We start from the raw sequence: 14,928 nt of genomic DNA, 5'->3' as shown, positions 1-14,928 counted from the left end.
GCCTCCTTAATCAAACTTCATGCGTAGCGCTTTCAGGTTAATCACCGCCAGCGCACCGACCAGCAGGAAGATCAGCGTGGCGATGGCTGCCGCCAGGCCGAAGTCCTGACCGCCGCCGCCCTCAAAGGCGATGCGCCAGGTGTAGTTGACCAGCAGATCGGTGTAGCCCGCCGGCGTAGTGGTGCCGAGTCGATCGGGGCCACCATTAGTCAGCAGCTGCACCAGCACGAAGTTATTAAAGTTAAAAGCAAAGCTGGCGATCATCAGCGGCAGTAGCGGTTTCAGCAGCAGCGGCAGCGTAATCAAAAAGAAATTCTGCAGCGGCCCGGCGCCATCCATCGCGGACGCTTCATAAAGATCGTCCGGGATCGCCTTGAGCAAGCCCATGCACAGGATCATCATGTAGGGATAACCCAGCCAGGTATTGACGATCACCAGCATGGCGCGCGCCAGTGTCGGATCGCTGAACCACGCTGGCTTGAAGCCAAACAGCGCATTGAGCATGACGTTGATTTCGCCAAAACTCTGGTTAAACAGCCCCTTGAAAATCAGTATCGAAATGAATGCCGGTACCGCGTAGGGAAGAATCAGCAGCACACGATAGATGGCCTTGCCCCGCAGCGCTTCCCACTGCACCAGACACGCCAGCACCATACCCACCGCGACCGTCAGCAGCACGGTCAACAGCGAAAACAGCAGCGTCCAGCCAAATATCGCCAGGAACGGTTTCTGAATGCCTTCGTCGGTGAACACGCGGGCAAAGTTTTTCCAGCCCGCGCCAACGGTAAAGCCGGGGCTGAGCTGTTCGCTGGCCCAGCTGCCATCGGCGTTGATCTGCTGATAGAACCCCGTGTCCCGGTTGGCCTGATAGCGGGCGCCGTTTTGCTGATTTCTCAGCTGTCCCGGTGCGTCCAGCACATACAGCGGCCGCGTGCCGGAAAACTGGCGCAGCGAACTCATCACCAGCTCGCGACCGTCCGGCAGTCGGGCAGTTAACTGACTCAGCGCCTGACGGTTTTGGGTAATGATTTTTAAGCTGGCGCGCGCGGTGGTGGGCAGCGCGGCTGGCGTGAGGCTGAGCTGCTGTTCACCACCCAGCGTAAACGGCGCAGACAGGAAGCTGTTTTCGCCCGCGCTGAGCGCCAGCTGCCAGCGTTCGCCCTGCGGATAAAGCGCGAAGTTCATCGCGTTCCCGGCCTGATACTGGCGACTCAGCAGCACCTGCTGCGCGCGCGCCTCACTGAGCTGATTGGTGCTGCTGTAGTTAGTGAAGGCAATGGCGACGGTACAGGCCAGTGGAAACAGGACGAACAGCGTCATGCCGGCCAGTCCCGGATACACATAGCGCCAGGCATAGGCGCGCCGGTTGGTGTAAATCCACAGGCCTGCGGCGCTGACTACCAGCGTGACCAGCGCAAACAGGTATTCACCCTGAGCATACATCAGCACCAGAAGGTAGCCGACCAGCAGACAGCCGATCCCGACCAGCAGGCTGCGCAGCACCAGGCTGTGCCGTCTCTTTTGCGGTATTCCTGACATGATACTGTGTTCCTTAACAGCCAGTGGCGAGCCGACAGCCGTCGGCTCCGTAACAGCATTACTTATTGAGACGCGCCTGCGCATCCTTCAGCGCCGCATCGACGTTTTGACGACCACTCAGCGCATTCAGCGTCGCGGTGCGCATCGCATACCAGAAGGCCGCCATCTGCGGGATGTTAGGCATGATGTCGCCATTACGCGCATTGCTCATGGTGGCGGCGATGCGCGCGTCTTTCTCCAGCGTTTGCTGGAATGACTTCAGGGTGACCGCGCCCAGCGGCTTGTCCTTGTTAACCGCGTTGAGACCGGCGTCGGTCAGCAGATAATTTTCCAGAAACTCTTTGGCCAGCTCTTTATTAGGACTGGCCGCGTTGATGCCCGCACTCAGTACGCCGACAAAAGTTTTGGTTGGCTTGCCGTTCAGCGTCGGCAATAGCGTGACGCCGTAGTTGATGCCGCTTTTGTCGATATTGCTCCACGCCCACGGACCGTTAATGGTCATCGCGGTTTGTCCCTTATTGAAGGCCGCTTCGGCAATTGAATAGTCGGTATCGGCGATGAGGATTTTGGCTTTCACCTGATCGACGAGGAACTGCATGCCTGCTTTCGCGCCGGCGTTGTCGACGCCGGTATCTTTCACGTCATAGCCGCTATCGGTCTTTTTGAAAGCATAGGCGCCACCGGCGGCCAGCAGCGGCCAGGTGAAATAGGGTTCCTGCAGGTTAAACATGATGGCGCTCTTGCCTTTGGCGCGCAGCTGCTTATCCAGCGCCGCCATCTCTTCCCAGCTTTTCGGTGGGGTGGGCAGCAGATCTTTGTTGTAAATCAGCGACAGCGACTCCACAGAAACCGGATAGCCAATCAGCTTGCCGTTGAAGCGCACTGCATCCCAGGTAAACGGAAACAGTTTTTGCTGGAAGTTTTGATCCGGTGTGACTTCGGCCAGCAGTCCTGACTGGGCATAGCCGCCAAAGCGATCGTGCGCCCAGAAGATGATGTCCGGCCCGTCACCCGTCGCGGCGACCTGCGGATATTTCTCTTCCATTTTGTCAGGATGTTCAACCGTCACGCTGATACCGGTGTCCTGCTCGAATTTTTTGCCTACCTCGGCGAGGCCGTTATAGCCCTTATCACCGTTGATCCAGATGACCAGTTTACCTTCTTCAATTTTGGCCACGGCCGAAGCCGAAAACAGTACGGCCGTAAGGGCGGAAAGGGCCAGAACGCGTGCGCCGGTTTTCATTGTCATAACTCCATCCTGTTAGCGGAAGCGGAAATCATCAGTGGCATCATTGTGCGGCGTTATGCCATTTCCTCATCCTCCTGCGCTCTACGCCCAACAGCACTAAGCCGTGATCGCGCTTGCAAAACAGCGCCTTAATACGCGCTGGCGCACACTATTGATGCGTCAGCTCTGCGTGACAGCTCACAAAATTGCCGTGAACGTCGCACCGGCGCGGCTAGGGGGCGCGTACTCCTCCTCCCGCCTCATCCCCCAGTAAAAACCCACACGGTGGAGGATGTTGCGCCGTCTGCGCCTGCCCATAGTGGTCGCCGGAGTCTGCCTGCGGTGCTGCAGGCAAGCATGAGCCTGCGAAGAGGAAAGCATCATGGCGAGCGTTGCGTTACACCATGTCACCAAGGCCTGGGGTGATACCGAGGTATCAAAAGACATCAATCTGGAGATCGGCGAAGGGGAATTTGTGGTGTTCGTCGGTCCATCCGGCTGCGGCAAATCAACGCTGTTACGCATGATCGCCGGCCTGGACACCATCACTCGCGGCGATCTGCTGATTGGCGGTCAGCGTATGAACGATGTTCCGCCCGCTGAGCGCGGTATCGGCATGGTGTTTCAGTCTTACGCCCTTTATCCGCACCTTTCGGTGGCCGAAAACATGTCGTTTGGCCTGAAGCTGGCTGGCGTAAAGCGTGCTGAGATCCAGCAGCGCGTCAATCAGGTGGCGGAGGTGTTACAGCTGGCGCACCTGCTGGAACGGCGACCCAAAGCGCTATCGGGCGGACAGCGGCAGCGCGTGGCCATCGGGCGCACGCTGGTGGCCGAACCGCGTGTGTTTCTGCTCGACGAGCCATTGTCCAATCTTGATGCCGCGCTGCGCGTACAGATGCGCATTGAAATCTCACGCCTACATAAACGCCTGAAGCGCACCATGATTTACGTTACGCACGATCAAATCGAAGCGATGACGCTGGCCGACAAGATCGTGGTGCTGGACGCCGGTCGCATCGCCCAGGTCGGTAAGCCGCTCGAACTCTATCACTATCCCGCTAACCGCTTCGTTGCCGGCTTTATCGGCTCGCCGCGCATGAATTTTCTGCCCGTCAAAGTGACCGCCACCGCCATCGATCAGGTGCAGGTGCGCTTGCCCAACGATCAGCTTGTATGGCTGCCGGTGGAGAGCGCCGGCGTCCAGATCGGCAGCAACATGTCGCTGGGTATTCGTCCGGAACATCTGCTCTCCAGCGACATCGCCGATGTCACGCTGGAGGGCGAAGTGCAGGTGGTTGAGCAACTCGGCCACGAGACGCAGATCCATATCCAGATCCCCGCCATTCGTCAGAACCTGGTGTACCGCCAGGAGGACGTGGTGCTGGTAGAAGAGGGCGCCCTGATGGGTATTGGCCTGCCGCCGGAGCGTTGTCACCTGTTCCGCGAGGACGGGAGCGCCTGCCGCAGGCTGCATCAGGAACCCGGTGTTTAGCCCTGCAAAACAATAAAAGCAATGACCTCAGGAGATAGAAAATGTTAACTCTGCGCAAACTTCCCGTCGCGATTGCCATCGCAGCGGGTACGCTCTCCGCTCAAGCCATGGCGGTCGATTTTACGGGTTACGCCCGTTCGGGTATCGGCTGGACCGGCAGCGGCGGTGAGCAACAGTGCTTTCAGGCTACCGGCGCGCAAAGCAAATACCGTCTGGGCAACGAATGTGAAACCTATGCTGAACTGAAACTGGGTCAGGAAGTGTGGAAAGAGGGCGATAAAAGTTTCTATTTCGATACCAACGTCGCCTATTCCGTTTCCCAGCAGAATGACTGGGAAGCGACCTCACCGGCCTTCCGTGAAGCCAACGTTAAAGGTAAAAACCTGATCGATGCGCTGCCGGGTTCCACCATCTGGGCCGGTAAACGCTTTTATCAGCGTCATGATGTTCACATGATCGACTTCTACTACTGGGATATCTCCGGTCCGGGCGCCGGTCTGGAAGATGTCGATCTCGGGTTTGGTAAGCTCTCGTTCGCCGCGACACGCTCTTCCGAAGCGGGCGGCTCTTACACCTTCTCCAGTGACCAGATCCGTGATTACGCCACCAGTACCGCCAATGACGTTTTTGATGTGCGTCTCGCCGGCCTGGAAACTAACCCCAATGGCGTGCTGGAACTGGGTGTCGACTATGGCCGCGCCAACGCGCGTGACGGCTATCGCTTAGACGACGGCGCGTCGAAAGATGGCTGGATGTTCACCGCGGAACACACGCAGAGCATGCTGAAAGGCTACAACAAGTTTGTGCTGCAGTACGCCACTGATGCGCTGACCTCGCAGGGCAAAGGCCTGCCGCAGGGCAGCAACATCAATAACAACGGTAATATGTACCGCATCCTCGATCACGGTGCGATCTCGCTGGCCGATCGCTGGGATCTGATGTACGTGGCGATGTACCAGAACGTCGATCTGGATAACAACCGCGGAACCGAGTGGTACACCGTCGGCGTACGTCCTATGTACAAATGGACGCCGATCATGAGCACCCTGCTGGAAGTAGGCTATGACAACGTTAAGTCACAGCAGGTCAGCGAACGCAACGGCCAGTACAAAATTACCCTGGCGCAACAGTGGCAGGCTGGCGACAGCATCTGGTCACGTCCGGCGCTGCGCCTGTTCGCCACCTACGCCAAATGGGATGAGAAGTGGGGCTACAGCAAAGACGCCTCCGGCGATATCACGTCGCTGGCCGCGGCGGACAGCAGCGGCAACGGTCTGTTCACCAACAGCCGTGGCGACAACGATGAGTGGACCTTTGGCGCACAGATGGAAATCTGGTGGTAAGGCGCTACGCAGGTTAAGCAAACATCCGCCGTGCGCCAGACGCACGGCGTTTTCGGACAGCGGCGGCCATTGCCTGGCCTACGCCGCTGCCTGACAACTTGTTGGGATAACACAATGAAAAAACATCTTATCGCCTTCTGCCTGAGCAGCGCGCTGCTGACCGGCGTCATTATGCCAGTTCAGGCCGACATCAATCTGGTACCGCAGGATCTTTCCGCGGCACCCGCCATTCCCACCGCCCGGCTGCAGCAGCTCAGCTGGCAGCCGGTGGATGCAACGCGTGCACAAACCACCACGCTGACACAAAGCGCAACGCCGCTGGATGTACGTGGCTTAACAGGGGCCATCGCGGCTTACAGCCTGCCTGCCAATCAGGGCGAGCTGACGGTTACGCTAAGCAGCGAGGTGGTACACAATCAGGTCTTTGCGCCCAATGTGCTGGTACTGGATGAAAACCTGCAGCCGGCCGCGTGGTTTCCGAGCCGCTTCTTTAGCTATCAGCAGCCCGGCGTGATGAGCGCCGACCGGCTGGAAGGGGTGATGAAGCTGACGCCGGTGCCGGGCCAGCAGAAGATCTATTTGCTGGTGTTCACCACCGACCAGGATTTAACCCAGACCACGACGCTGCTGGATCCGGCCAAAGCTTATGCCAAAGGCACCGGCCATGCGGTACCGGATATTCCCGATCCGGTGGCGCGTCACAGTCGCGACGGCAAAATCAAACTGAAAGTAGCAACCAGTTCCGGCTCGTCGATTCTGGTTGGCCCGCTGTTTGGCTCAGCCGCGCCTGCCGCTGTCACCGTTGGCAGCACCCGGCCGGCCATGGCCGCCACGACGGCGCGCGCGCCAGCGCCTGAACCGGCACCGCTGGTGAATGAGACGGAAAGCTATTTCAATCAGAGCATTCGTCAGGCGGTGCAACAGGGCAATATCGATAAAGCGCTGAAGCTGCTGGATGAAGCAGAGCGTCTGGGATCGACATCGGCGCGGCAAACCTTTATCAGCAGTGTTAAAGGCAAGGGGTGAAACTGCCCCGACAGTGCTGAGTTGCCCCACCTGGTGCGCTTCGGCGCACCTTTTTTATGGCACTCCGACCTGCACGCAGCAGGTCGGTTTCGTGCTACTTACGCTGACGCTGACGTGATTGTACCGCCGTGAGCAACGCATCGATCCTGTCATCCTCCGCCATCGCTTCCAGCGTTACACTCAGTTTACGTCGCCAGTTGGGATACTGATCGACGGTGCCCGGCACGTTGACCGGCAGTGCCATATCCAGCCACTCTTCCGGCTGCAAACCGAGCAGCGCACATTGGCTGCGGGCCAGATAGCGATGGATCGCCTGACTAAGCTGATGACTCATGCGGACGCTGGCCCGCCGGAAGCGGCGGCGCGGCGGCAGGTCACCGCTGCGCAACAGCGTACGCAGCAACGCCTGTTTAGCCAGGCGCCGATCGCGATACAGGCCAGCGAGAATCGCCCGATCGGGGTAAAGCCCCAGCGCACTGCCCAGCCGCAAATCGTCACTTTGCCACCAGCCGCGCAGCGTCGGCATATCATGGGTGGTGGTAACGGCCATCGCCTGACGCGGCCACGTCGCTGGCGCGCGGAAGTGGCGCTGCGATTCCTGCTCAAAGTAGAGCACTTTGTAGGAGTACACCCCGGCGTCGCGCAGTTTATCAACGATGGCTTCCGGCACGGTGCCCAGATCCTCGCCAATCACCATGCAACGATGGCGCTGGCTCTCCAGTGCCAGAATCGCCAGCAAATCATCCACCGGATAGTGCACATAGGCACCGTGCGCCGCGCTTTCGTCCTTCGGTATCCACCATAAACGCAGCAGCGCCATCACATGGTCAATGCGCAGCGCGCCGCAGTCGCGCATGCTGGCGCGCAGCAGGGCGATCCACGGCTCGTAGCCGCGCGCGGCCATCACCTGCGGGTCCATCGGCGGCAATCCCCAGTTCTGACCGAGCGGACCGAGGATATCCGGCGGCGCGCCAATGCTGGCGTCCAGGCAGTAAAGCTGCCGATCGCGCCAGGTTTCCGCGCCATCCGCCGCCACGCCCACCGCCAGGTCGCGATACAGCCCGATCGCCATCTGCTGCTGCTGACACAGCTGCCAGCAGGCGGCGAATTGCTCTGCCGCCAGCCACTGCAGCCACATGTAGAAACGCACCTCGTCGCTGTGCTCGATGCGGAACGCCAGCACTGCCGCACTGTTCGCCTGCTGCCATTCGCCCGGCCAGTGTTGCCAGCCATAACCCGTGCCATCCTGGGCGCTGCGCGCCGCGTGCAGCGCATCAAACAGCCCCTGATGCAGCAGGCTGTCGCCCCCGGCACGCACAAACTCCGCAAACGCCTGCGCCTGTCCATCATCTGCCGTGCGCCGGCGAAACTGCTGCCAGGCAAGCCGTAGTCCCTGCAACTTAAGCCCGGTGACGGCAGTGTAATCCACCCACGCGGCGTCTCGCGCTGACCGGAGCGCCTGCTGCGTCTTCTCAGCTTGCCACCAGGCCTGCGCCGCGTCGCTGAGGCCAAAATCTGCCACGGCGCTTACGTCGATATAGAGGATGTTGAGCCAGCGCCGGGAAGAGGGACTGTAAGGGCTGGCGCTCTCCGGTGCGGCAGGAAACAGCGCGTGCAGCGGATTGAGCCCGACAAACGCGCCGCCGCGCCGCGCGGTTTCAGCGATCATCTGCCGCAGATCGCCGAAATCCCCGATGCCCCAGTTAGCCGCAGAGCGCAGCGTATACAGCTGAATACAGCTGCCCCACAGCGATTCGCCCGCCAGCAGTTCCGCAGGTTCGTAGCAGCGGCGGGGTGCCACTATAATCGGGCAATAGTGACACTGTAACTCCTGGGTCAATGTCAGCTGGTGATAACCGGCGGGCAACGCGGGCAACACCAACGCTTCACCCGGCTGGCAGCGCCCGGACCAGTTTTCGCCGCTTTCGCTCGTCAGCTGCCATTCCGCATCGGCGCTGAGCACCGGTGCCAGACTCAGTGGCTGTCCAACATAAAAAATCACCACCGGCGGCAGCGGTGCGGAGCCGTTCGCAGGGGCCTGCATCAGCGCAGCGAGACGCTGATGGGTAAGAGCAGAAATCTGCTGCGGTTTTCCGTGCGCATCAATATATTCCGCAGCAATAAGCGCGTCAGCACGGCGATCAAGAGCATCTTTGGGTTTCATGGCGTTCCTTAGCGGCTGGCCTGCCAGATACGTTGCTGATAGTCACGAATGGCGCGATCGGCACTGAACATGCCGCAACGCGCGGTATTGAGGATTGCGGCGCGCGTCCAGGCCTCAGGATCGGCCCACAGCGCTTCAACCTGCTGCTGCGCGTTGAGATAGTGGCGAAAATCAGCCAGTACCAGATAAGGATCGCCGCCTTGCGCGCCCAGGCTGTTGACCAGATCGCTGAACGCCGTGCGGTCGCCGTTACTGAAGGTGCCATCTTCCAGCGCGGTCAGCGCGCGATCCAGCTGCGCGTCCTTACTGCGCCAGTTCAATGGCGAGTAACCGGCCTGTTTCAGCGCGCTGACCTGCTCTACGGTATGGCCAAAGATGAAGATATTCTCTTCACCGACCTGCTGCGCGATTTCAACGTTGGCCCCATCCAGCGTACCGATGGTGAGTGCACCGTTCAGCGCCAGCTTCATATTGCCGGTACCGGATGCTTCTTTGCCCGCAGTAGAGATCTGTTCCGAGAGATCGGCGGCCGGGATCAGGCGCTCGGCAACCGACACGTTGTAATCAGGGATAAAGACAATTTTCAGCCGGTCGCCGACGCGCGCATCGTGGTTAATGGTCTCTGCTACTTTATTGATGGCGTAGATGATGTTTTTCGCCAGCGCATAACCCGGCGCCGCTTTGGCACCAAACAGCATCACGCGCGGAGCCAGATTGGCCTGCGGATCGCTGACCAGCGTTTGCCACAGCGCAATCATGTGCAGCAGCATCAGGTGCTGCCGTTTGTATTCGTGCAGCCGCTTGATTTGGACGTCAAACAGCGCATCAGGCTGCACCGCAATGCCGGTTCGGGCGGCGATCCACTCTGTCAGTGCCTGCTTGTTGTGCTGCTTAATGGCGCGATATTCGGCGCGGAAGGCGGCGTCATCGGCGAATGGCGTCAGATCCTGCAGCGCATCGAGATCGTTAAGCCACGGACGCTGCAGCGTTTTGTTGATCAGCGCCGCCAGCGCCGGATTGCACTGGTTGATCCAGCGACGCGGCGTGATGCCGTTGGTGACATTGTGAAACTTCTCCGGCCACAGCGCGTGATACTCGGGGAACAGGTCCTGTACCACCAGCCGCGAGTGCAGCGCCGCCACGCCGTTGACTGCAAAGCTGCCGACCACGCACAGATTTGCCATGCGCAGTTGCTGATCGTGCACCAGCGCCAGTTTTGACCAGATCGCCTGATTACCCGGCCAGCGCGCCTCAACCTGCTGTTTTAGCTGCGCATTGAGCGTATTGATGATCATCAGATGGCGCGGCAGCAGGCTGCGCACCAGGCGCAGGTTCCAGCACTCCAGCGCTTCCGGCATCAGCGTGTGGTTGGTATAGGCGAAGGTGCGCTGGGTAATGCGCCATGCGTCCTGCCAGCTGAGCCGGTGCTCATCCAGCAGCAGGCGCAACAGCTCCGGGATGGCCAGCGTCGGATGCGTATCGTTCAGCTGGATCACTTCATAATCCGCTAACGTTTCGATGGATCGTCCCGCCGCATGATGACGGCGCAGAATATCCGCCAGCGTACAGGCACACTGGAAATACTGCTGCATCAGACGCAGCTTTTTGCCTGCCTGATGGTTGTCATTCGGGTAGAGCACTTTGGTCAGTTTTTCCGCCTCAATGCCTTGCTGTTCTGCACGCAGAAAATCGCCGTTATTGAAACGCTGGAGATCAAACGGTCGGGCATGCTTTGCCTGCCACAGACGCAAGGGCTGCGTGATGCCGTTGCGGAAACCGACCACCGGCAGATCCCAGGCTTCACCCTGCACAACAAAAGCAGGCTGCCAGTGCGCCACGCCGTCAATGGTGGTCACGCTGCCGCCCAGTCCGACCTGCACGTCAAGCGCCGCGTTGTGGCGAAACCAGGGATAACGATCGCGCTGCCAGTCATCCGGCTGTTCGTGCTGCGCGCCCCCGACAAAATGCTGGCGAAACAGACCGTACTGGTAGTTCAGGCCATAGCCGAGCGCAGGCTGGCCGGTGGTCGCCATCGCATCGAGAAAACAGGCGGCCAGCCGTCCCAGACCGCCGTTGCCCAGTGCCGGATCGGTTTCACGCTCCAGCACGTCACTCAGCGTCACGCCTGCTGCGGCCAGCGTCGCTTTAACGCCGTCGTACCAGCCGAGATTCAGCAGATTGTTGCCGGTCAGCCTGCCCAGCAGAAACTCCATTGACAGATAATTAACGTGGCGCTGTCCGCCAGCGGCCGGCTGCACCGGTATATCCGCCAGCAGTTCGGCCAGCGCGCCGCTCAGCGCGTGCCACCACTGGTCGGGGCTCATTTCCTGCGCATCCGGCAGGCCAAAACGTTGCCACTGGCGCACCAGCGCGGCAGAAAAACGGTCAGGGTCAAATGTGGGCAGTGCCATAGGGAAACTCCAGTCGAATAAATAGGGTTACAGGCAGTGTGACGCTGCCGCCAGGCGGCTACCTCCTCCTGTAAAAAATTCCACGGGGAGGACAGGGAGGGTGGAGAGGCTGAGGTAAATCTGAAAGCGCGGCAGGAGTGTGATAACACTCGCTTTTGTAAAGCGTAACTAATCAGTTCGCTTGCATTCAGTAACCGAATCTCCGAACGTGTATGACTATTAATTACGAAGCGTAAAAAAATGATGCGCTGAACGTTAACGGAGAAGCGTGCGCCCATGTTGATACCCTCAAAACTGAGTCGTCCCGTTCGTCCTGAAAGCACGGTTACCCGCGATCGTCTGCTGCAAAAGCTCAGCGCAGCGGCGAATTACCGGCTGGTGCTGATTGCCAGCCCGGCGGGCTACGGCAAAACCACGCTGGTATCGCAGTGGGCGGCTGATAAAAGCGAGCTGGGCTGGTATTCATTAGACGAGGGCGACAATCAGCCGGAGCGCTTCGCCGATTACCTGATCGCCGCGCTGCAGCAGGCTACCCGCGGCGCATGCAGCCGCAGCGAGACGCTGGCGCAAAAGCGTCAGTACGTGAACCTCAATGCGCTGTTCGCCCAGCTGTTTAATGAGCTGGCCGCGTGGCAGCAGCCGCTGTGGCTGATCATCGATGATTATCATCACATCACCAATCCTGCCGTGCATGAAGCGATGCGCTTTTTCCTGCGCCATCAGCCGGATAACCTGACGCTGGTAGTGCTGTCCCGCAATCTGCCGCAGTTGGGTATTGCTAATCTGCGCGTGCGTGAACAACTGCTGGAGCTGGGCAGCCAGCAGCTGGCCTTCACCCATCAGGAGGCGAAACAGTTCTTCGACTGCCGCCTGAGTGCGCCGCTCGCGCCGGATGAGAGCAACCGTCTGTGTGATGATGTAGCAGGTTGGGCGACCGCGTTACAGCTGATCGCACTGTCCACCCGTCAGGGCGCGGCATCGGCGCAGGACTCCGCTCGCCGGCTCTCCGGTATTAATGCCAGCCACCTTTCCGATTATCTGGTCGAGGAAGTGCTGGATAACGTCGATGCCGCCACGCGCCATTTTTTGCTGAAAAGCGCGTTATTGCAGTCGATGAATGATGCGCTGGTCGCCTGCGTGACCGGTGAAGACAACGGGCGCATGCGGCTGGAAGAAATTGAACGTCAGGGGCTGTTTATTCAGCGCATGGATGATTCAGGGCAGTGGTTCAGCTATCACCCGCTGTTCGGCAGCTTTTTGCGTCAGCGCTGCGAATGGGAGCTGGCCAGCGAGCTACCGGCCATTCACCGCGCGGCCGCGCAAAGCTGGATGGCGCAAGGTTTTCCCGGCGAGGCGATTCATCATGCGCTGGCGTCCGGCGATACCGATATGCTGCGCGACGTGCTGCTGCAGCATGCGTGGACGCTGTTCAACCGCAGCGAACTGGCACTGCTGGAGCAGTCGCTGAATGCGCTGCCGTGGCGCACGCTGCTGGCCAGTCCGAAACTGGTACTGCTGCAGGCCTGGTTGATGCAGAGCCAGCATCGCTTTTCTGAAGTTAACCGGCTGCTGGCGCGCTTTGAGGAAGGCTGCGACTGCGAAATTGACGCCGCGCTGCAGGGCGAATTCAATGCGGTGCGCGCACAGGTGGCCATCAATCACGGCAACGCCGACGAAGCAGAGCGGCTGGCACGGCTGGCGCTGGAAACGCTGCCGGAAACGCGTCGCTACAGCCGCATTGTGGCCACCTCAGTGCACGGCGAAGTGATGCATTGCAAAGGTGACCTGACCAACTCGCTGGCGCTGATGCGGCAAACCGAACAGATGGCGCGCCGCGATGAAGCCTGGCACTACGCGCTGTGGAGTTTGATTCAGCAGAGCGAAATCCTGTTCGCGCAGGGCTTTTTACAGTCAGCGTGGGAGATTCAGGAAAAAGCGTTTGTGCTGGTGAGTGAACAGCATCTGGCGAACATCCCGCTGCACGAGTTTTTACTGCGCATCCGTGCGCAGCTGATGTGGGCGTGGGGCCGGCTGGATGAGGCCGAACACGCCGCGCGCGCAGGCATCAAAGTCCTGAAAGGCTATCCGCCCCAGCAGCAAATCCAGTGCCTTGGGCTATTGATTCAGTGCTCGCTGGCACGCGGCAATCTGGATAATGCGCGCAGCTATCTCAGCCGGCTGGAAAACCTGATGAATAACGGCGTGCTGCACAGCGACTGGATTGCCAACGCCGACAAAGTGCGGCTGATCTACTGGCAGATGACGGGCGATGCGCAGAGCGCCAGCCACTGGATGCGCCATACCGATAAACCCGCCTTTGCCAACAATCATTTTTTGCAGGGCCAGTGGCGCAATGTGGCGCGGGCGCAGATCCTGCTGGGCAACCTCAGCCAGGCCGAAGTGATCCTCGATGAGCTGAATGAGAATGCGCATGCGCTGCGGCTGATGAGTGATTTAAACCGTAACCTGCTGCTGCTTAATCAAATCTACTGGCAAACCGCGCGCAAAGCGGAGGCGCAGCAGGCGCTGCTCGAAGCGCTGAAGCTGGCACGCAGCACCGGCTTCGTCAGCCACTTCGTGATTGAGGGCGAAATGATGGCGCAGCAGCTGCGCCAGTTAATTCAGCTCAATACGCTGAGCGAACTCGATCAGCATCGGGCCCGGCGCATTCTCAGTGAGATCAACAAGTATCACCGGCATAAGTTTGCCCATTTCGATGAGGGCTTCGTCAGCCGGCTGTTGAACCACCCGGATGTGCCGGAGCTGATTCGCACCAGTCCGCTGACCCAGCGCGAATGGCAGGTGCTGGGGCTGATCTATTCCGGCTACAGCAACGATCAGATCGCCGGCGAGCTGGACGTCGCGGCAACCACCATCAAAACCCATATCCGTAATCTGTACCAGAAGCTGGGCGTCACCCATCGCGCCGAAGCGATGCACCAGGCGCAGTCAATGCTGAAACTGATGGGCTACGTTTAAGGCAGAAGTCGTGTGGCGGTGGATCTCATTACCTCGCAGAGCGCGTATAACGCTGGGCATGACTTGATATATGCATGAGGGAGTGAAATACTTGTAATGACATTTGTATGTACAAGAGGTGTAGGACATGGGCAGCATCAACCTGCGTATTGATGATGAACTCAAAGCACGTTCTTACGCTGCGCTTGAAAAAATGGGGGTGACTCCCTCTGAAGCGCTTCGTCTCATGCTTGAGTATATCGCCGAAAATGAACGTTTACCGTTCAAACAGACACTGCTGAGCGACGAAGATGCTGAGCTGGTCGAAATAGTGAAAGAGCGGCTTCGCAATCCTAAGCCAGTTCGTGTGACGCTGGATGACCTTTGATGGCCTATTTTCTGGATTTTGACGAGCGGGCACTAAAGGAATGGCGAAAGCTGGGCTCGACGGTACGTGAACAATTAAAAAAAAAGCTGGCTGAAGTACTTGAGGCACCCCGTATTGAAGCGAACAAGCTTCGCGGTATGCCTGACTGCTACAAAATAAAGCTCAGGTCTTCAGGTTATCGCCTTGTCTATCAGGTGATAGACGAGAAGGTGGTGGTTTTCGTGATTTCGGTTGGTAAAAGAGAACGCGCGGAGGTTTATAACGAGGCCGTGAAGCGCATTCTCTAAAACTAAGCCGGGTATTTCTGTTTCACCTTTAAAGTATCATTCTGCTTTAAGCTAACAGAGTCATCGTATTGCCACTGAATCTGCTCCAGACG

At 59.1% G+C, this 14,928-nt stretch carries 10 protein-coding genes; 6 read left to right on the top strand and 4 right to left on the bottom strand.

The window, feature by feature from the left end:
• Positions 1 to 6: 6 nt before the first annotated feature.
• Together malF and malE are read right to left on the bottom strand one after the other, a co-directional pair.
• A complete protein-coding gene (gene malF, locus AC6I8P_RS21020; RefSeq protein ID WP_498031339.1) occupies positions 7 to 1,539 on the bottom strand; it encodes a maltose ABC transporter permease MalF in 1,533 nt (510 codons plus the stop codon).
• 58 nt (positions 1,540 to 1,597) lie between these two features.
• A complete protein-coding gene (malE, locus tag AC6I8P_RS21015) occupies positions 1,598 to 2,788 on the bottom strand; it encodes a maltose/maltodextrin ABC transporter substrate-binding protein MalE (protein WP_498031338.1) in 1,191 nt (396 codons plus the stop codon).
• 361 nt (positions 2,789 to 3,149) lie between these two features.
• Here malE and malK point away from each other — a divergent pair, with 361 nt between their 5' ends.
• From malK to malM, 3 genes are all read left to right on the top strand, one after another.
• Positions 3,150 to 4,259, top strand: coding sequence for a maltose/maltodextrin ABC transporter ATP-binding protein MalK (gene malK, locus AC6I8P_RS21010; protein ID WP_498031337.1), 1,110 nt, complete (start codon positions 3,150 to 3,152; stop codon positions 4,257 to 4,259).
• Between the two features lie 41 nt (positions 4,260 to 4,300).
• A complete protein-coding gene (locus tag AC6I8P_RS21005) occupies positions 4,301 to 5,602 on the top strand; it encodes a maltoporin (RefSeq protein WP_058759162.1) in 1,302 nt (433 codons plus the stop codon).
• A gap of 114 nt (positions 5,603 to 5,716) precedes the next feature.
• Positions 5,717 to 6,628 (top strand): maltose operon protein MalM, encoded by a 912-nt coding sequence (gene malM / locus AC6I8P_RS21000; RefSeq protein WP_058781477.1) that lies wholly within the window; start codon positions 5,717 to 5,719, stop codon positions 6,626 to 6,628.
• A gap of 94 nt (positions 6,629 to 6,722) precedes the next feature.
• Here malM and malQ read toward each other — a convergent pair whose 3' ends face one another.
• Together malQ and malP are read right to left on the bottom strand one after the other, a co-directional pair.
• A complete protein-coding gene (gene malQ, locus AC6I8P_RS20995) occupies positions 6,723 to 8,792 on the bottom strand; it encodes a 4-alpha-glucanotransferase (RefSeq protein WP_150059017.1) in 2,070 nt (689 codons plus the stop codon).
• An 8-nt stretch (positions 8,793 to 8,800) separates the two neighbouring features.
• Positions 8,801 to 11,203 (bottom strand): maltodextrin phosphorylase, encoded by a 2,403-nt coding sequence (gene malP / locus AC6I8P_RS20990; RefSeq protein ID WP_498031336.1) that lies wholly within the window; start codon positions 11,201 to 11,203, stop codon positions 8,801 to 8,803.
• A gap of 276 nt (positions 11,204 to 11,479) precedes the next feature.
• Between malP and malT the strand changes: the two genes are divergently transcribed.
• From malT to AC6I8P_RS20975, 3 genes are all read left to right on the top strand, one after another.
• Positions 11,480 to 14,182, top strand: a complete 2,703-nt coding sequence (malT, locus tag AC6I8P_RS20985; protein ID WP_150059019.1) for an HTH-type transcriptional regulator MalT — start codon at positions 11,480 to 11,482, stop codon at positions 14,180 to 14,182.
• Between the two features lie 127 nt (positions 14,183 to 14,309).
• Positions 14,310 to 14,549: a type II toxin-antitoxin system antitoxin RelB gene (relB, locus tag AC6I8P_RS20980; RefSeq protein ID WP_058759167.1), complete on the top strand. Its 240-nt coding sequence runs from the start codon at positions 14,310 to 14,312 to the stop codon at positions 14,547 to 14,549.
• A complete protein-coding gene (locus AC6I8P_RS20975) occupies positions 14,549 to 14,836 on the top strand; it encodes a type II toxin-antitoxin system RelE family toxin (protein WP_021509424.1) in 288 nt (95 codons plus the stop codon). The genes relB and AC6I8P_RS20975 overlap by 1 nt, the downstream gene beginning before the upstream one ends.
• The last annotated feature ends 92 nt before the right edge of the window (positions 14,837 to 14,928 follow it).

It is taken from the genome of gamma proteobacterium symbiont of Lampromicra miyakona (assembly GCF_059730895.1).
Note: the sequence above shows the minus strand (reverse complement) of the source record. Positions and strands in the feature narration are given on the sequence as shown.